The sequence below is a fragment of the Gaetbulibacter jejuensis genome (assembly GCF_039524015.1).
GTDB classification, from domain to species: Bacteria; Bacteroidota; Bacteroidia; order Flavobacteriales; family Flavobacteriaceae; genus Gaetbulibacter_B; species Gaetbulibacter_B jejuensis.
Genome location: NZ_BAAAGF010000003.1, coordinates 395,705 through 413,651 on the forward strand (window position 1 = coordinate 395,705; position 17,947 = coordinate 413,651).

The 17,947-nt window shown below is 33.4% G+C and carries 17 protein-coding genes and 1 other RNA gene; 10 read left to right on the forward strand and 8 right to left on the reverse strand.

The annotated features are described in order from the left end of the window. Positions 1-136 precede the first annotated feature (136 nt). The 4 genes from nhaC to ABD011_RS11475 all read left to right on the forward strand — a co-directional run bounded on the left by nhaC (position 137) and on the right by ABD011_RS11475 (position 3,061). Positions 137-1,627 (forward strand): Na+/H+ antiporter NhaC, encoded by a 1,491-nt coding sequence (gene nhaC, locus ABD011_RS11460; RefSeq protein ID WP_343798388.1) that lies wholly within the window; start codon positions 137-139, stop codon positions 1,625-1,627. 210 nt (positions 1,628-1,837) lie between these two features. Beyond that, the gene (locus ABD011_RS11465) at positions 1,838-2,482 is read left to right on the forward strand and encodes a peroxiredoxin (protein ID WP_131507042.1); all 645 of its coding nucleotides are present in this window, start codon (positions 1,838-1,840) and stop codon (positions 2,480-2,482) included. A gap of 9 nt (positions 2,483-2,491) precedes the next feature. Continuing rightward, positions 2,492-2,800: a thioredoxin family protein gene (locus ABD011_RS11470; protein WP_262733418.1), complete on the forward strand. Its 309-nt coding sequence runs from the start codon at positions 2,492-2,494 to the stop codon at positions 2,798-2,800. Positions 2,801-2,803: 3 nt separating this feature from the next. Further along, entirely contained in the window at positions 2,804-3,061 is a 258-nt protein-coding gene (locus tag ABD011_RS11475; RefSeq protein WP_129760290.1) for a DUF6952 family protein, read from the forward strand. Positions 3,062-3,123: 62 nt separating this feature from the next. Here ABD011_RS11475 and ABD011_RS11480 read toward each other — a convergent pair whose 3' ends face one another. The 3 genes from ABD011_RS11480 to ABD011_RS11490 all read right to left on the reverse strand — a co-directional run bounded on the left by ABD011_RS11480 (position 3,124) and on the right by ABD011_RS11490 (position 6,656). Beyond that, complete coding sequence (locus tag ABD011_RS11480; RefSeq protein ID WP_343798392.1) at positions 3,124-3,591, reverse strand: ankyrin repeat domain-containing protein; 468 nt, start codon at positions 3,589-3,591, stop codon at positions 3,124-3,126. 73 nt (positions 3,592-3,664) lie between these two features. Continuing rightward, a complete protein-coding gene (gene katG, locus ABD011_RS11485; RefSeq protein WP_343798394.1) occupies positions 3,665-5,884 on the reverse strand; it encodes a catalase/peroxidase HPI in 2,220 nt (739 codons plus the stop codon). 193 nt (positions 5,885-6,077) lie between these two features. After that, the gene (locus ABD011_RS11490; RefSeq protein ID WP_343798397.1) at positions 6,078-6,656 is read right to left on the reverse strand and encodes a fasciclin domain-containing protein; all 579 of its coding nucleotides are present in this window, start codon (positions 6,654-6,656) and stop codon (positions 6,078-6,080) included. A 195-nt stretch (positions 6,657-6,851) separates the two neighbouring features. Here ABD011_RS11490 and ABD011_RS11495 point away from each other — a divergent pair, with 195 nt between their 5' ends. After that, positions 6,852-7,088 carry a putative signal transducing protein gene (locus ABD011_RS11495; protein WP_131507050.1) on the forward strand — a complete coding sequence of 79 codons (237 nt, stop codon included), beginning with the start codon at positions 6,852-6,854 and terminating at the stop codon, positions 7,086-7,088. Positions 7,089-7,123: 35 nt separating this feature from the next. On the opposite strand, the gene ABD011_RS11500 is transcribed toward ABD011_RS11495, so the two are convergent. Next, on the reverse strand, positions 7,124-8,752 hold the full coding sequence (locus ABD011_RS11500) for an ABC-F family ATP-binding cassette domain-containing protein (RefSeq protein ID WP_129760294.1): 1,629 nt from the start codon (positions 8,750-8,752) through the stop codon (positions 7,124-7,126). A gap of 185 nt (positions 8,753-8,937) precedes the next feature. On the opposite strand from ABD011_RS11500, the gene ABD011_RS11505 reads away from it, so the two are divergent. Next, positions 8,938-10,356 carry a TlpA family protein disulfide reductase gene (locus ABD011_RS11505; RefSeq protein WP_134199237.1) on the forward strand — a complete coding sequence of 473 codons (1,419 nt, stop codon included), beginning with the start codon at positions 8,938-8,940 and terminating at the stop codon, positions 10,354-10,356. Positions 10,357-10,416: 60 nt separating this feature from the next. On the opposite strand, the gene fsa is transcribed toward ABD011_RS11505, so the two are convergent. From fsa to ffs, 3 genes are all read right to left on the reverse strand, one after another. Next, positions 10,417-11,070, reverse strand: coding sequence for a fructose-6-phosphate aldolase (fsa, locus tag ABD011_RS11510; RefSeq protein WP_129760296.1), 654 nt, complete (start codon positions 11,068-11,070; stop codon positions 10,417-10,419). A gap of 123 nt (positions 11,071-11,193) precedes the next feature. Next, positions 11,194-11,997 carry an SDR family oxidoreductase gene (locus ABD011_RS11515; protein ID WP_343798403.1) on the reverse strand — a complete coding sequence of 268 codons (804 nt, stop codon included), beginning with the start codon at positions 11,995-11,997 and terminating at the stop codon, positions 11,194-11,196. Between the two features lie 83 nt (positions 11,998-12,080). Continuing rightward, an RNA gene (gene ffs / locus ABD011_RS11520) (signal recognition particle sRNA small type) lies at positions 12,081-12,179 on the reverse strand. A gap of 85 nt (positions 12,180-12,264) precedes the next feature. Here ffs and ABD011_RS11525 point away from each other — a divergent pair. The 4 genes from ABD011_RS11525 (at position 12,265) to ABD011_RS11540 (ending at position 16,208) form a co-directional block, all read left to right on the forward strand. After that, positions 12,265-13,302 carry a glutaminyl-peptide cyclotransferase gene (locus tag ABD011_RS11525; RefSeq protein WP_343798405.1) on the forward strand — a complete coding sequence of 346 codons (1,038 nt, stop codon included), beginning with the start codon at positions 12,265-12,267 and terminating at the stop codon, positions 13,300-13,302. Next, a complete protein-coding gene (locus ABD011_RS11530) occupies positions 13,283-13,693 on the forward strand; it encodes an acyl-CoA thioesterase (RefSeq protein ID WP_343798407.1) in 411 nt (136 codons plus the stop codon). Before ABD011_RS11525 ends, ABD011_RS11530 begins: the two co-directional genes overlap by 20 nt. 93 nt (positions 13,694-13,786) lie before the next feature. Then, a complete protein-coding gene (locus ABD011_RS11535; RefSeq protein ID WP_343798409.1) occupies positions 13,787-14,524 on the forward strand; it encodes a carboxypeptidase-like regulatory domain-containing protein in 738 nt (245 codons plus the stop codon). A gap of 121 nt (positions 14,525-14,645) precedes the next feature. Then, on the forward strand, positions 14,646-16,208 hold the full coding sequence (locus ABD011_RS11540) for a hypothetical protein (protein ID WP_262733425.1): 1,563 nt from the start codon (positions 14,646-14,648) through the stop codon (positions 16,206-16,208). An 11-nt stretch (positions 16,209-16,219) separates the two neighbouring features. On the opposite strand, the gene ABD011_RS11545 is transcribed toward ABD011_RS11540, so the two are convergent. Further along, positions 16,220-17,944: an FG-GAP-like repeat-containing protein gene (locus tag ABD011_RS11545; RefSeq protein WP_343798412.1), complete on the reverse strand. Its 1,725-nt coding sequence runs from the start codon at positions 17,942-17,944 to the stop codon at positions 16,220-16,222. Positions 17,945-17,947: the final 3 nt, after the last annotated feature.

The window sequence follows — 17,947 nt, forward strand, 5'->3', positions numbered from 1 at the left end:
TTCATAAACCGAAAGCGTCTTTTTTATTTTACAAAATCATTATAATTCAAGTATTTAAAAACAGTTAAACATCTGCATTTGCTTTATAGACAACATTATCGTAACATTACATCAATAAAACTTCTAACTAACACCTATGGAAAGCCAAGATATAAAGCCTAGACAACCACAAGATGAACATATTGTTGAAAACAAACAATTAAATATATGGGAAGCTTTAATACCTGTTATTGCTTTAGTTGGTATGCTAGCTTTTAATGTATTTGTTTATGGTGATAATGCGCTTAGTGGTAGCAATCAGTTTATCTTACTTTTAGGCGCTGCTGTTGCCGCTGTTGTTGGCTTTTATAATAAAGTAACGTTTAGCCAAATGATTGATGAAGTGGCTGAAAATGTAAAATCAACCACAGGAGCTATTTTAATTCTACTCATGGTTGGTGCTTTAGCAGGGACATGGCTTATTAGTGGTATTATTCCTGCTATGATATATTATGGCTTACAAATACTAAATCCTACCATATTTTTAGCTGCTTGTGTAATTATATGTGCAATCATATCAGTAGCTACAGGAAGTTCTTGGACAACTTCAGCAACCGTTGGTATCGCCTTAATTGGTATTGGCGAAGCGCTTGGTGTTTCTTTAGGAATGACAGCAGGTGCTGTTTTATCTGGTGCTTATTTTGGAGATAAAATGTCTCCTTTAAGTGATACTACAAACCTTGCTCCTGCCATGGCAGGAAGTGAATTATTTACACATATAAAGTATATGGCTTTAACCACAGTACCTACAATTGTAATCACATTAATAGTATTTATCATTTTAGGATTTACGCAAGACGCAACAGGAAATGCTGATACCTCTTTACTGCTTAATGATATTGATAGCACTTTTAATATTAATGGTTGGCTGTTTTTAGTTCCCATATTTGTTATTGTACTCATCATAAAAAAAACACCTCCACTTGTTGCACTTTTGATAGGAACATTATTAGGAGGAATTTTTGCATTGCTATTTCAACCACACATAGTCACACAAATTGCAGGAACTGACTCTTTAACATTAACTTCTGCTTACAAAGGTGTTATGGATGCTATTACAGTAAAAACTACAATAGCTACTGACAATGAAACACTACAAGATTTATTTTCTGCTTCAGGAAAAGGAATGTATGGTATGTTAGGAACCATTTGGTTAATTCTTTGTGCAATGGTTTTTGGTGGTGTTATGGATGCCATTGGAGCATTAACAAGAATTAGTCAAGCACTACTAAGTTTAGCAACAACCACATTTGGTCTTTTTGCAAGTACAGTGGCTAGTTGTTTAGCTTTAAATATTACAGCATCAGACCAATACTTAGCATTAGTTGTACCTGGAAAAATGTTTAAAAAAGCTTATGAAGATAAAGGGTTAGCTCCAGAAAACCTAAGTAGAGCTCTTGAAGATTCTGGTACTGTAACTTCTGTTTTAGTACCATGGAATACTTGTGGAGCCTACCAAAGTGGTGTGCTTGGAGTACCTGTTGTAGATTATTTCTTTTTCGCCATATTTAACTGGTTAAGCCCTTTTATGACCTTAACTTTTGCTGCGTTTTCGATTAAAATCAAACAATTATCTGCTAAGAAATAATTATTAATTCAATCATTTTAAACTCATTTTACCAAGTTGATATTTTAGAGTATCAATAATTGCTGATTTAACAAAAATCAACACCTTATTTTGATGTCATATTCTAATACTATTTGTATATAATTTTATATTATTTATTTCTATCAAAACACGCTGTTTAAGTCCTTATGTTTGTAGTGAAATTAATAATCACTTAAAAAATAAATAAACATGGCATTCGTAGGAAAACAATTTCCAGATTTAAATGTAAACGCAATGAACGAAATGGGTGACACCTTTAAATTAAACGTTCTTGAAGAAGCAAAAAACAATAACAAAAAAGTAGTATTATTTTGGTACCCGAAAGATTTCACTTTCGTATGTCCTACTGAATTACACGCTTTTCAAGCTGCTTTAGGTGAGTTTGAAAAACGTAACACTATAGTAATTGGAGCTTCTTGTGATACTGCTGAAGTTCATTTTGCTTGGTTAAGTACTGCTAAAGATAATGGTGGAATTGAAGGTGTAACTTACCCTCTTTTAGCTGATTCTAACAGAAACTTAGCATCAACTCTTGGTATTTTAGATATCTCTAACGAAACTTACAACGAAGAAACTGGAGTTGTAACTGTAGATGGCGATAACGTAACTTACAGAGCTACTTACATCATTGATGAAGAAGGTATCGTACAACACGAGAGTATCAACAACATGCCACTTGGTAGAAATGTAAATGAATATTTAAGAATCATCGATGCTTTAACTCACGTGCAAGAAAAAGGTGAAGTTTGTCCTGCTAACTGGGAAGAAGGTAAAGATGCAATGCAAGCTAATGCTCAAGGTACTAAAGAGTATTTAAAAGCACACTTAAACTAAGTATTAGTTATGGTTCAAGAATTAGATCAAGACAATTTACAAAGTATAGTTTCTGAAAACGATACAGTTGTTGTGCAATACTCAGCAACTTGGTGTGGAAACTGTCGTATAATGAAGCCAAAGTTCAAGAAATTAGCAACAGAAAATGAAAATATTACTTTCGTTATTGCTGATGCTGAAAAATTTCCTGAGAGTAGAAAATTAGCAACTGTAGACAACTTACCTACGTTTGCTACTTTTAAAAATGGTGAATTCAAAAATCAAGTACAAACTAATAAGTTCGATGTTTTAAAAGAACTTGTTAATGAAGTTATTTAAATTATGAAGTTACCAGTAATAAAACAATTAACCCAGTTTATCGAAGATAATGACGAAGACTTCGTATTAGAGACTATTGAAACCTTAGAAAACCTAACCGAAGTACCATCATTAAAAGATGAGGAGTTAGATGTTATAGGTGAATTAATTTCTAATATGTATGGTGCAATTGAAGTACACAAAATGGTAAAAGATGGCACACCAAAAAAGGAAGCTTTAAATACTTTTATGTCTCGTGTTCTTGGATCTATCGATAAATAATAGCATTAATTGAAAAAGAAGAATAAAAAAACCACTTCAAATGAAGTGGTTTTTTTTATGTTTTATAATTTCTCTGCTATTGTCTTTAGTTCTTTTTCTTTAGCATAATCCAAAGCTGTTTTACCTTCTAAATCTTTAAGTGATTTATCAGCATTATGAGCTAAAAGCACATCTACAACTGCCTCTTGGTTATATTGTGTTGCATACATTAAAGCAGTTGTACCATTATTGTTTTGCGCATTTACATTAGCATCATGTTTTAGCAACATCTCAACCAACGCAAGATTTCCTTTAAAACTCACTCCTATTAAGGCTGTATTACCAGAAGCATCCTTTCCATTAACATCTGCATGATGCTCTAATAACACTTTAGCAATACCTTCTTTATCAAAGTAGCTAGCAAAAATTAAAGGCGTAAAACCTCTTGCATCAGTTATACTAACTAATTTAGGGTTTCTATCAAGTTGTAGTTTTATGTTTTCGGTATTACCAGACTGTATGGTTCTAAAAAATAATTCGTTTTCGTTCATATCTATGTATTCAATAAAAAAAGGAACACATTACATAACTAATGCATTCCTTTTTAGAGTTACTATTTATCAATTATTTCAAATCAAATCTATCAGCATTCATCACTTTAGTCCAAGCTGCCACAAAATCTTTAACAAATTTCTCTTCAGCATCATCGGCTGCATATACTTCAGCTACTGCTCTTAATTCAGTATTTGAACCAAAAATTAAATCGGCACGAGTACCTGTAAACTTCACTTCACCAGTTCTTCTATCTCTTCCTTCAAATAATTGGTCATCACTAGAAGTTGCACTCCATGTGTAGGTCATATCTACTAAATTCTTGAAAAAGTCATTGGTAAGATGCCCTACATTATCAGTAAATACTCCATGCTTAGAACCATCATAGTTAGCACCTAAAACTCTTAGACCTGCTACTAATACTGACATTTCAGGAATAGACAATGCCATAAGATTAGCTTTATCTACTAATAAATCTTCAGCAGCAACCTTAACATTTGGGTTCATATAATTTCTAAATCCATCACCTAGTGGTTTTAAATAGTTGAATTGCTCAACATCAGTTTGCTCTTGAGTAGCATCTCCTCTACCTTGAGCAAAAGGCACTGAAATAGTATGACCTGCATTACTAGCAGCTTCTTCTATAGCCGCAACACCTCCTAGCACAATTAAATCTGCCATAGAAATTGTTCCGTTAAATTGGTTTTGAATGCCTTCATAAACACCCAAAACTTTATTTAATTCTTCTGGATTGTTTACTTTCCAACTGCGTTGTGGCTCTAATCTTAATCGTGCTCCATTTGCCCCACCTCGCTTATCAGAATCTCTATACGTTGAAGCCGAAGCCCAAGCTGTTCTTACCAATTCTGAAATAGACAAACCTGACGCTAAAATCATTTTCTTTAATGAGGTAATGTCACTGTCGCTTAGTTTATAATCCACTTTAGGAACAGGATCTTGCCAAATTAATTGCTCACTAGGAACTTCTGGCCCTAAGTAACGATCAATTGGTCCCATATCTCTGTGCGTTAACTTATACCAAGCTCTAGCGAAAGCATCTTCAAAAGCTTTGTGGTCTTTATGAAAGCGTTGTGAGATTTTTAAATATTCAGGATCTGTTTTTAAAGCAATATCTGCTGTAGTCATCATTAAGGCTTGCTTCCCGTTTGGGTCACCTGCTTTTGGAGCCATACGTGCTTTAGACGCTGCTGTTGGCGTCCATTGATGTGCTCCTGCAGGACTTTTGGTTAATTCCCAATCATAATTTAATAACACATCAAAATAATCGGCATCCCATTGCGTTGGGTTTGGTGTCCAAGCACCTTCAATACCACTAGTAATTGTATCGTCTAACACACCACTTTTATAAGTGTTTTTCCAACCAGTACTCATTTGTTCTATTGGTGCACCATGTGGTTCAGCACCTACATATTGACCAGGATCTGCAGCTCCATGTGCTTTACCAAAAGTATGACCACCAGCAACAAGAGCAACTGTTTCTTCATCATTCATTGCCATACGACCAAAAGTTTCTCTTACATCTTTAGCAGAACCCATTGGGTCTGGTTTTCCATCTGGACCTTCAGGGTTTACGTAAATCCATCCCATCATAACAGCAGCAAGAGGATCTTCTAAATCTCGTTCATTGTAGTTATCACTATTTCCATAACGCTCTTCGTTTGCTCCCCATTCTGTTTCGCTTCCCCAATATACATCTTGCTCAGGTTCCCAAATATCTTCTCGTCCACCAGCAAAACCAAAGGTTGGGAATCCCATAGACTCTAACGCACAGTTCCCTGCAAGAATCATTAAATCTGCCCACGAGATTTTATTACCGTACTTCTTTTTTATTGGCCATAATAATAATCTTGCTTTGTCTAAGTTTCCGTTATCTGGCCAGCTATTTATTGGTGCAAAGCGCTGATTACCTGTACCTGCTCCTCCACGACCATCTCCAACTCTATAAGTACCTGCACTATGCCACGCCATACGAATCATAAAACCTCCATAATGGCCATAGTCTGCTGGCCACCAATCTTGCGAGTCGGTCATAATATTTAAAACATCTTGTTTTAATTCTGCAAAGTCTATACTATTAAATGCTTCAGCATAATTAAAATTTTCTCCTAGTGGATTCGATTTTGCAGCATGTTGTCTTAAAATATTTAATTTTAATTCATTTGGCCACCAATCTCTATTCTTTACTCCACCTCCACCAACAGTATTTTGCTTTCCGCTTAAAAAAGGACACTTGTTTGGGTCTGAATTGTTAGAATGATTATTGTTTTCCATTTTTATTATTTTTTTATGATTCTATATTCTATAAAATTAAGAAAAATGCATCCTAAAAGATTAAAAATTACATTTTTATAAATAATATTATTATTGATAAAACTTATAGAAAACAAAAATTCAATAACAAACAGTAATTAAAACAAAAAAAAGGTCTCAATTGAGACCTTTATTAATGACTAATACAACTTTATTATGATTTTGGAAGAAGCACTGTATCAACAACGTGTATAACTCCATTGGATTGGTTAACATCTGCTATTGTAACTTTAGCTGAGTTACCATTTTCATCAGTAATGTAAACATCTCCTCCTTTGGTCCACGCTGTTAACCATCCACCACTTACAGTTTCTATTTTTGCTTTTCCATCTCCTTTCTTTATCATTCCCATAACGTCACTAGCGCTCCATTTTCCTGCAACCACATGATATTTTAATACAGTTTGCAGTGTAGAGATGTTTTCTTCCTTTAATAGGTTTTCAACTGTGCCCTTTGGCAACTTACCAAAAGCATCATTTGTAGGTGCAAAAACTGTAAAAGGTCCCTCGCTCATTAACACATCAACTAATCCTGCTGCTTTAACTGCTGCAACTAGTGTAGTGTGGTCTTTAGAGTTTACAGCATTTTCTACAATATTTTTACTTGGGTACATTGCAGCTCCACCTACCATTTTGGTATCCTCTTTCTTCATTTTGCTTTGTGCTATAGTATTTGTGCCTATAGTAAATGTTGCTAACAAAATAATTGAACTGAATAATTTAATCTTTTTCATAATACTTTAGATTTAAGTTTATAATTGTTTGGTATATAAACGAAAAAACTCATCAAGCGGTTTTTAAAAAAAATAAAAGTCCTCAGTAATTCATCAAACTAGTCATGCTTTGTTACCTTGTTAAATTTTTGTTTTATTTTGAAATTCTATGGTACTTTTTTTGTATCTTATAGAAAGAATTTAAAGCGAATTATTATGGAGGATGTTAATTATATAAAAGTGTTTTCAGGTAATTTTATTATTGTGCAATTGGTATTGGACAGATTACAAAGCATTGGCATTAATGCTATTATTAAAGACGAATCAGAATCTGGTAGGCTTGCTGGTTTTGGGTCATCCATTCAAGGATTTCAAGAACTCTTTGTTAACAAAGACGAATTGGACAACGCACTACCCATTGTAGAATCAGTAAAATCTGAACTTAAAGTATAAAAAAAATCCTGATGAAATTCATCAGGATTTTAGTTTTAAGATGCTGTTACAGCATACATTTTTTCTCTTTGCTCCTTTATCTTTTTATCATCCATATACTCATCAAAAGTCATATATCTATCAATAATTCCGTTAGGAGTTAGTTCTATTACTCTATTTGCAACCGTTTGAGCAAACTCGTGGTCATGTGTTGTAAACAAGACTGTTCCTTTAAAGTTTTTTAATGAGTTGTTGAATGCTGTAATACTTTCTAGATCAAGGTGATTTGTTGGTTCGTCCAACATCACAACATTAGCTCTCATCATCATCATTCTACTCAACATACAACGCACTTTTTCACCTCCAGATAATACATCGGCAGTTTTTAAGGCTTCTTCACCACTAAAAATCATTTTCCCAAGAAAACCTCTAATGTAAACCTCTTCGCGTTCTTCTTCGGTAGTTGCCCATTGACGTAACCAATCTACAAGCGTAAGTTTGTTTTCAAAATACTCGCTGTTATCAAGTGGTAAATAAGATTGAGAGGTTGTAACTCCCCAAGCATACTTACCAGAATCGGCTTTTTCTTTTCCGTTAATAATTTGATAAAACGCGGTAGTTGCTCTAGAGTCTTTAGAATACACTACTACCTTATCTCCTTTAGCTAAGTTGATATCTACATTTTGAAATAGTACTTCACCATCAATTGAAGCTGATAAGTTTTCAACGTTTAAAATTTGATCCCCTGCTTCTCTTTCTCGTTCAAAAATAATTGCAGGATAACGTCTGCTCGATGGCTTAATTTCAGAAATATTAAGCTTATCAATCATTTTCTTTCTACTGGTAGCTTGCTTAGATTTTGCAACATTGGCAGAAAAACGTCTAATAAACTCTTCAAGCTCCTTTTTCTTTTCTTCAGCTTTTTTGTTTTGTTGTGCTCTTTGTCTTGCTGCTAATTGTGAAGACTCGTACCAAAATGTGTAGTTACCTGAGAAGTGATTGATTTTTCCAAAATCAATATCAGAAATATGTGTACATACTGCATCTAAAAAGTGACGGTCGTGAGATACCACAATAACGCAGTTGTTATAATTGGCTAGGAAATTTTCTAACCATGAAATTGTTTCATAATCCAAGTCGTTGGTAGGCTCATCCATGATAAGCACATCTGGATTTCCAAATAAGGCTTGTGCCAATAACACTCTTACTTTTTGCTTACCATCTAAATCTTTCATTAAGGTATAATGAAGATCTTCTTTGATACCTAAGTTAGACAACATTGCTGCAGCATCGCTATCGGCATTCCAACCGTTCATTTCTTCAAACTGTACTTGCAGCTCTCCAATTTTTTCAGCGTTTTCATCAGTATAATCTGCATAAAGCGCATCTATTTCTGTTTTTAACTTAAATAATGGTTTATTTCCCATTATTACAGTTTCTAACACAGTATGCTCGTCATATAAATTGTGCTCCTGCTCTAAAACTGACATACGCTTACCTTGCTCTAGGTGAACGTGACCAGATGTAGGATCCATTTTTCCTGATAAAATCTTTAAAAAAGTAGATTTTCCTGCTCCATTAGCTCCAATAATACCATAGCAATTACCTTGATTAAATGTGGTATTTACCTCATCAAACAAAATACGCTTACCAAATTGAACCGAAAGATTAGATACTGTTAACATAGTGTCTATTTTAATTTTTTGCAAAAGTAGAAAAATGAATCCATAAAGAAGAAACTTAAAGCTGTTTTTTCGATGTATTAAAAAAGCTTGCAACTCAAGTTTTAACAGCGTATTAACAACACATATACGTTTCAAATTTTATTTTTGTGTGATATGCATATTTAGCCTACGTTATAGTAATATATATGAAGTTTTACATCATAAGTTTTTTAGCATCTGTATTGGTTTTTGGATGCAAAGATATTTCAACTGAAAACAGTGATTACACCTATTTTGGCGGTGAAATTATTAACCCTAAAAATAATCACGTTACATTATACAGTCCAGAAACTGGATACGATACTTTATTTCTTGATAAGCAGAATCGTTTTTTAAAAAAGCTAGAGACTTTTAAACCTGGTTTATTTTCTTTTATGCATGGAGGCGAATACCAATTGGTACTTTTAGAGCCTAGTGATAGTATTATGCTTAGACTAAACACTATAGATTTTGACGAGTCTTTAGTATTTACAGGTCTTGGTTCAAAAAAGAACAATTACCTGATTAAAACATTTTTAGAAAATGAAATTGAAATAAAAAAGCGTAATACGTTTTGCCGAATGTCGCCTGAAGAGCTTGAATCGTATTTAGACTCTACAAAAAAAATAAAGCTTGAAGAATTAAATAGTTTTTTAGACAAGAAACCTTTTTCTGACTTATTTAAGTCTATTGCTGAAGCCAATATTGACTACAATTACTATTATTATAAAGAAATTTACCCTTTTGGTTACTACGGTAATCATCAACTAGCCCATTACAAAGATTTGCCTCAAGATTTTTATGATTACAGAAAAGAAATAGATTATGGACTAGACCATTTAAGTGAATATCCAAGCTACAATCAATTTATGCTAGCTCACTTTAATAATTTGGCATTAACTGATTATTATGACAACGTAGCTTACCATGAAGCTTTTGATAAACAATCGCTTAACTATAATCTAGAAAAATTACGATTAATAGATAGTTTAGTAACCTCTAATAAAGTCAAAAACTACCTATTGAAAATTAACACCAGAGAGTTTGTTTACAACAGTACAGACTCTGATGAAATTTCTCAAGTTTTAAACTCTTACTTAGAAAAAGCAACTGACGATAATGACAAAAAAGATATAAATAAGCTATTAACTATTTTAAATAATTTAAAACCAGGAAAAAATTTACCAAATGCAGAACTTGTAGGTTTTAATGATGAAGATGTTATGCTGAATAGCTTAATATCTAAACCAACAGTTATTTATTTCTGGTCTTCTAACAACGATTTAATTTTTAAGAATAGCCACTACCGAACCAAACGTCTAAAAGCTAAGTTTCCTGAGGTAGAGTTTATTGCTATTAATATTAACAACGACGACAAAAAATACTGGAAAAGCACGCTACAAAACTCAAAATTTCCAACCCAAAACGAATATCGATTTAAAGATAAAAGCATGTCAAATGTTTTGGCTATCAACTCAATTTACACTGTAATTTTAGTTGATGATGACGGTAAAATAGTGACCTCTAGAGGAAGCCTCTTTAATAAAGATTTTGAAAACGAGATACAAACGCTCGTTAGCAGATAAACCCAATAAAAAAACTCCTGAATTATTCAGGAGTTTTCTTTTTCTATATATTTCTAATTCTTAGTTACCCTTTTTATAATCGGCTAAAAACTTCTCTAAACCTATGTCAGTAAGTGGGTGTTTTAATAACCCTGTAATTGAACTTAAAGGTCCTGTCATTACATCTGCTCCTAGTTTAGCACAATCAATTACGTGCATTGTATGACGCACAGAAGCTGCTAAAATTTCAGTATCAAACCCATAGTTATCATAGATTTGACGAATTTCAGCAATAAGGTTTAGTCCATCAGTTGAAATATCATCTAAACGTCCAATAAATGGTGACACATACGTTGCTCCTGCTTTTGCAGCCAATAAGGCTTGTCCTGGAGAAAACACTAAAGTTACGTTGGTTTTTATACCTCTATCACTAAAGTATTTACATGCTTTTACACCATCTTTAATCATAGGTAATTTAATAACTATTTGATCGTGTAATTCAGCTAGTGCTTCACCTTCTCTAACCATACCTTCAAAATCGGTAGAAATAACCTCAGCACTTACATCACCATCTACAATGTTGCAGATATCAACATAATGTTTTAAAATGTTGTTTGTTCCTGTAATACCTTCTTTAGCCATTAAAGATGGGTTTGTAGTTACACCATCTAAAATACCCATATCTTGAGCTTCTTTGATTTGATCTAGGTTAGCTGTATCAATAAAAAATTTCATGTATTTAATTTATTTGTTGTGTTATTTAAGTTGCAAAATTACAATTTATATGCAGGTTTTAATTAGAAATATTATGAAATAATATTAACAATCTACGGTAGTAAAAAACGAAATGGATTACTATTACAGCTTATAATGTTTCATCAGCATTTTTTCATACACCTTGTCTGGTAAAATACGTTTTAAAACAATAGAAAATTTTTGCATAAACTCGCCTACCTTATAGTGCACTTTTGGGTTTTTAGTACTTATCACTTTATAAACTGCTTTTGCCATCAACAATGGGTCTTTTCCACTATCAACATGCGCATCCATCAGTTTTAAAGTGTTTCCGTAAGGTGTTTTATAAGGCGACTGTTCTTGTACTGGTGCATGGTAACGACCAGCAGCAATATTAGTAGCAAAATCTCCTGGAGCAATATTGGTCATTTCAATATTAAAATCTTTAATCTCCATTCTAAAGGCTTCCGTAATTAATTCCAACGCACCTTTACTTGCACTGTAAACGCCTCTATATGGCAATCCCATGTATCCAGCAATAGAGGTGATATTGATAATTAGTCCACTTTTTTGCTTACGCATTTGTGGCAATACCGCTTTTATTACATTGATAGGTCCAAAAAAATTAGTTTCAAAATTACGTTTTATCTCCTCGTCTGGAATTTCTTCAATAGGTCCAGTAATTCCAGCTCCTGCATTATTAACCAAGACATCTAGTCGACCTTCTTTGTCTATAATAGTTTGAACAGCTTTGGTAATAGTTTGGGTATTTGAAACATCTAAAGCTAAAAGGTTTAACTTACTTTCAGAATATCGCTCAGGATTTCTACTGGTTCCATAAACAACAAATCCTTTTTCTAAAAGAAACTCTCCAATAGATTTCCCTATACCTGAAGAACCTCCTGTGATTAAAACAACTTTAGACATAAACTATAATTAATACTGTAAAATTAACAATGTAATATTCATTCAGAAGAAAAAGTGAAAAAGATTTGAGTTTTGGGTACAAAAAAAGGCAAGCTACCTACATCACACCGCTACGACCGCGTACCTTTGCTGCGTTCCCGCCCTGGAGGATTAAACAGGAGCTGGTTGTGTAGGACTTGCCGACTGCAAAGATACAACCTTTTAATACTTTTGCAATAGTTTTTTAAACTGAATTTTATTAAATAAATTGCTTCAAAATTTATAGGCATGAACAACAGCTTTAAACTATTATCAATCACACTTTTAGCCTTATCTCTATTTGCTTGCGGAAGTAGTACCGAAACTAAAAAACATAACTTTTCGCTTCAAACTAATGCTAAAAACAACGTTATAACCTTAGGTGAAACCTTAAATCTTTCTATAAAGAACCCAAAAAATGAAACTATAACTGCTGTGTCTTATAAAATTAACGACAAACAGGTTTCTGAATCTTTTGCAACAAACGATTTAAAATTAGGTGTTCAAACGCTAACAGCAACTATTAGCTACGACGATACGACTGCTGATGTGTCTACAAAAATTACTGTTTTAAATAATACCAAGCCTAAGATTTACACTTATAAGATTGTAAACACCTATCCTCACGACATTACATCTTACACACAAGGTCTTGAGTTTTACAATGGTGAATTGTATGAAAGCACTGGACAATATAGAGAATCTAAACTGAGAAAAGTAGATTATAAAACTGCCGAAGTTTTAAAGAACATCAACTTACAGAGCCAATATTTTGGAGAAGGCTTAACCGTTTTAAACGATAAAATCTATCAATTGACATGGAGAGAAAACACAGGCTTTGTTTATGACGTCAACAGTTTTGAGAAGTTGAGCAGTTTCACCTACGGAAAAAGCAACGAAGGTTGGGGACTTTGTAACGATGGTACTCGTATTTTTAAAAGTGATGGCACAGAGAACATCTGGTTGCTAAACCCTGAAACTCTTGCCGAAGAAGAAACCATACAAGTGTATAGAGAAAAAGGAAAAGTTGTTGGTCTAAACGAATTGGAATGGGTTAACGGAAAAATATACTCTAACCTATATCAATTTAATGGTGTAGCTATTATCAATCCAAAAAATGGTGCTATGGAAGCGGTTATCGACTTTTCACCTTTACACAAACTGGTTACACAACATCAAGGACTGGACGTACTTAATGGTATTGCCTACAACCCTGATACCAATACTTTATTTGTAACAGGAAAACGTTGGGATAAACTTTTTGAAGTTGAAATTATTGAGCAATAGCATGCAAACTTTTGAAACCCAAATTACTGTTTCCAATCAGCATCTAGATATGCTCAACCATGTAAACAATGTACAGTATGTACAATGGGTTCAAGATATAGCTGAGCAACATTGGAACGCGAGAGCAACACCTGAAATACTTGATACGTTTTATTGGGTAATGTTAAGCCATCACATACGCTATAAAGGTGAAGCAATTTTAAACGATGTAATCACTCTCAAAACATTTGTAACCAAAGCCGAAGGTGTCAAATCTACTAGAGTTGTGGAAATCTACAACCAGCAAACCAATAAATTACTGACTACCTCAGAAACTGAATGGTGCTTGATGTCTAAAACAACACATCGACCAACACGCATTACTCCAGAAATTGCGACACTCTTTAGTTAAAAATTGCCTAAAACCGTTGTTAAAGTTTCTTAATCCTGAATTAGCTATGCAGTTATTTCTCTTTATTTGAAATAACCAACTAAGCTATTACAATTGAAATCATTATCAATCATTCTCTTTCTTCTAGTCTCACTGTCTTTAAATGCGCAACAACTAAAAGGTATTGTTTACGACGCTGAAGCTACAGTAAAAGGTGCAAAAATCATTAATAGCACACAACACATACTTTCATACACTAACGACGAAGGTGTTTTTAATATCAGTGCTCAACCTAATGACACTTTAGTGTTTAGTTCACTCTTTCATCATGAAAAAACAATTGTTGTAACATCAGAACATTTTAAAGAAGACACTGTTATAGAACTTAAAAAAATCACTAACGAACTCGATGAAGTTGAAATTTTAAAAGCCAAGGAGAAAAAGTTCGATTCTATAGTATATACTGAAGAGTTTAGCACACAAATCAACAACGACTATAAAGAAAGACCTTATTTATACCAACCACCTCCTAGTGGCAATATGGACTTTGTTGCTATTGCAAAACTAATTGGCAAGCTCTTTAAAAAGAAAAACAAAACTCCTGAAATAGTTTATGCAGAAACTGAAGATTTTATTCATCTGTTTGAAACACATTCGTTTTTTAACTCACGAATGCTCACCAAAGAGCTAAAGATACCTAATGAATATCATCAACTGTTCTTTGACTTTTGTAGTGCTAAAAACATCAACAAAGCATTAATTGATACCAACCAAGAACTTCCGCTATTAGATAGACTAAACACCTTGAGTAAAGAATTTAATTTGATGCTAAAAGAACAACAGCAAGATTAAAGCATTAACTTCAAAGTCTTTTAACCTCAAAAAAATGAACAAATAATTTTTCGTCTTTATAATAAAAATATGACTTCAAAAGTTATATTTTTGGCATATTGCTACAGATAAAGACATTAACATGAAAAAAATTCTATACTTTGTATTCACACTTTTTGTTCTCGTATTTTGGAGTTCTTGTCGTGAGGATTTCGATTTTTCTCCAAGTACTGGTAACCTTGAGTTCTCTAAAGACACTGTATATCTAGACACTGTGTTTACTAATATTGGCTCAAGTACTTACAACCTTAAAGTGTATAACCGAAGTAATGATGATATTGTAATCCCAACGCTTAGACTTGGACAAGGCGAAGCTTCTAACTACCGCTTAAATGTCGATGGAATGGCAGGAAAGGAATTTCAAAACATCGAGTTATTGGCAAAAGATAGCATGTACGTGTTCATTGAAACCACAATAGATATTGAAGCGCTTGCAGCTAGTGACAATCAGTTTTTATATACTGATGTCATTGAATTCGATTCTGGTAGTAATTATCAAAAAGTGGACTTGGTAACCTTAGTTAAAGATGCTGTATTTATTTACCCAAGCAAAGATGCTAATGGTGTTATTGAAACATTGGCTTTTGATGTAGATGGTGATGGTACACCAGACCAGACCGAAATTCAAGGTCGCTTTTTAGAAAATGACGAACTCACTTTCACCAACGAAAAACCTTATGTTATTTATGGTTATGCTGCTGTAAACGAAGGTGAAACCCTTACAATGGAAGCTGGAGCAAGAGTCCATTTTCATGCTAATTCTGGGCTTTTAATTACTAATACTGCGTCTTTACAAATTAATGGCGCATTAAGTACTGACCAAGATATTTTAGAAAACGAAGTCATTATACAAGGAGACCGTTTAGAACCACTTTATGAAGACATTCCTGGACAATGGGGAACCATTTGGTTATATAGTGGTAGCACAAACAATAGCATTGATTTTGCGACTATTAAAAATGCAACTGTAGGTGTTTTAACCGAAGGCAACCAAAACGATCCTAACAAATTAAACATCACTAACTCTAAAATTTACAACTCTAGTAACTTTGGTATTTTGGCGAGAGCTAGTGCTATAACAGGAGAAAATCTTGTGATTAACAACTCTGGTCAGTCGTCATTTGCTGGAACTTTTGGAGGAACTTACAATTTTACACACTGTACCATTGCCAACTATTGGGATAGTAGTTTTAGACAATTTCCATCAGTGTTTTTAAATAACTATTTGTTAGATGAAAACGAAAATGCTACGCCTAATGTGTTAGACGCTAATTTTAATAACTGTATCATTTACGGAAATGATAATCCTGAGATTATTTTAGATGAAAATGATGGAGCCGATTTTGGTTTTAAATTCACCAATTGCTTGATACGATTCCAAGATAATAACAATAACTTTCCTGGTGACAACTATAATTTAAACAATAGTGAGCTTTATGATAATTGTATCTTCAATAGTGATCCTGATTTTAAACTTCCTTTTGAAAACGATTTAAGAATTGGTGAAGATTCTGGAGCAAATAACTTAGGCAATGACTTATACGACTTTTTTGCTGCTCAAGTACCTGTTGATATTTTAAACACTAACAGAACCACAAGTCCTGATTTAGGAGCATATCAGCATATTATATTTGAAGAAGATTAATGCAATAAAACTTATTGCAATACTACTTTTTTAACAACTTTACGTCCACCTTGCTCTAAGGTAACAAAGTACATGCCTTTAGCTTGTGCTTTAAGGTTAATAGTATGATTTACAGAAGTTAATGTCATTTCGTCTATTAAGCGTCCAGCAACATCATACACTACAGTTTTTGTAGGTTGGGTTATATTAAACACTTGTATAATTCCTGTAGTAGGATTTGGTGTTAAATGAAAATTAGCTTGAGAAAACTCGTTAGTAGACAAGGTTTCACCTTCAACTAATGTTAGGGTTTGGTTTGGATTTACATTGTAATACATGTCTTCCACTCCACTCAACCAATTTACCTTTATATAATCTATAGTGGTTGCTGTTCCTAATCCAAAAAACTCACTAGCAGAATTCTGACTTAAAAACCCTTCTCCACATAAAGTATACCTATACATCACTTGTCCGTTAGCCATAATTTCAATCCACGAACCAATTCCGTTTTTATTACTAATAACACCTTCGAGCTTTACTTTTAACCAGTTATTAGTACCACCTGAGTTTTGCCATAAGGTATGGTTATCTGGCGATTCGTTCATTACAATAAAATCAGGATAACCATTATTATCAACATCACCAATGGCATTGGCAAAGCTTCGGTAGTTATCATTTGCAAATCCAGCATTAGAAGGAATTTGAAATATATAACCAGGAACACTCTCATAGAATGCAGAAGTTAACACACCAATATTTGGATTGTTAATCATTCCTGATACATACATGTCTAAATCCATATCATTATCAGCATCCAAAAAAATTGCTCCCCAACCTATACTGTGAAACAAGGTTCCTGTATAGTTTGCCATATCAGTAAAGGTACCATCTCCATTATTCTTAAGTAAAAAGTTACCTTCAGAAGTATTGGTTACATATATATCTAACCAACCATCGTAGTTATAATCGCCAATAGTTGTAGACATAGCATTAGCGATAATATTAGTTCCTGTTGCAGCACTAGTATCAGTAAACGTACCATCTCCATTGTTGTGGTACATTATATTAGGATTGTTCATTCGGTCATTTGAAATGTAAATATCTAAATAACCATCTTTATCATAATCAAAAAAGGCAGAACAAAACGATAAATGCCCAACTGTACTAATTCCTGCAGCTACCGAAACATCAGTAAACGTACCATCTCCATTATTATGGTATAACTGATTAGGAATAATGCCATCATCATCTTTATTGGATATAAATACATCCAAAAAGCCATCATTGTCATAATCGCCAAAGGAAGCACCATAAGAAATCAATGCTGCATTTGAAAAACCTGCTGAAGCAGTAACATCGGTAAAATTGAAGTTACCATCATTTTGAAACAGCTTATTGTTTGCATCTAATCTGGCTACAAACAAATCGTTATCGCCATCATTATCATAATCAACCCAAATAACTTGTTTGGAGTGACCATTGATATTAATATTAAAGGTTTCTTCTACAAAAGTGCCGTTATTGTTTTTAAAAAACCGAACAGGATCAACATCTTTAGTTCCAAAAGTTAAATCATCCCAACCATCGTTATCGTAATCAAAAAAACTTACGCCACCAAGTCGTACAGTAGAGCCTCCCGAAATATTAATTCCGAGTGCATTGGCTTGTTCTTCAAAAAAAATTTGTGAATGTACAGGTTGAACTACTAAAACAATAGCACAAATGAAAAATACTAATATGTTTCTGTTCAACTTCATTTC

Bases quoted from the DNA above. Each gene is read 5' to 3' on its own strand.
- nhaC (WP_343798388.1), top strand. From the start codon at position 137: ATGGAAAGCCAAGATATAAAGCCTAGACAACCACAAGATGAACATATT.
- ABD011_RS11465 (WP_131507042.1), top strand. From the start codon at position 1,838: ATGGCATTCGTAGGAAAACAATTTCCAGATTTAAATGTAAACGCAATG.
- ABD011_RS11470 (WP_262733418.1), top strand. From the start codon at position 2,492: ATGGTTCAAGAATTAGATCAAGACAATTTACAAAGTATAGTTTCTGAA.
- ABD011_RS11475 (WP_129760290.1), top strand. From the start codon at position 2,804: ATGAAGTTACCAGTAATAAAACAATTAACCCAGTTTATCGAAGATAAT.
- ABD011_RS11480 (WP_343798392.1), bottom strand. From the start codon at position 3,591: ATGAACGAAAACGAATTATTTTTTAGAACCATACAGTCTGGTAATACC.
- katG (WP_343798394.1), bottom strand. From the start codon at position 5,884: ATGGAAAACAATAATCATTCTAACAATTCAGACCCAAACAAGTGTCCT.
- ABD011_RS11490 (WP_343798397.1), bottom strand. From the start codon at position 6,656: ATGAAAAAGATTAAATTATTCAGTTCAATTATTTTGTTAGCAACATTT.
- ABD011_RS11495 (WP_131507050.1), top strand. From the start codon at position 6,852: ATGGAGGATGTTAATTATATAAAAGTGTTTTCAGGTAATTTTATTATT.
- ABD011_RS11500 (WP_129760294.1), bottom strand. From the start codon at position 8,752: ATGTTAACAGTATCTAATCTTTCGGTTCAATTTGGTAAGCGTATTTTG.
- ABD011_RS11505 (WP_134199237.1), top strand. From the start codon at position 8,938: ATGAAGTTTTACATCATAAGTTTTTTAGCATCTGTATTGGTTTTTGGA.
- fsa (WP_129760296.1), bottom strand. From the start codon at position 11,070: ATGAAATTTTTTATTGATACAGCTAACCTAGATCAAATCAAAGAAGCT.
- ABD011_RS11515 (WP_343798403.1), bottom strand. From the start codon at position 11,997: ATGTCTAAAGTTGTTTTAATCACAGGAGGTTCTTCAGGTATAGGGAAA.
- ABD011_RS11525 (WP_343798405.1), top strand. From the start codon at position 12,265: ATGAACAACAGCTTTAAACTATTATCAATCACACTTTTAGCCTTATCT.
- ABD011_RS11540 (WP_262733425.1), top strand. From the start codon at position 14,646: ATGAAAAAAATTCTATACTTTGTATTCACACTTTTTGTTCTCGTATTT.
- ABD011_RS11545 (WP_343798412.1), bottom strand. From the start codon at position 17,944: ATGAAGTTGAACAGAAACATATTAGTATTTTTCATTTGTGCTATTGTT.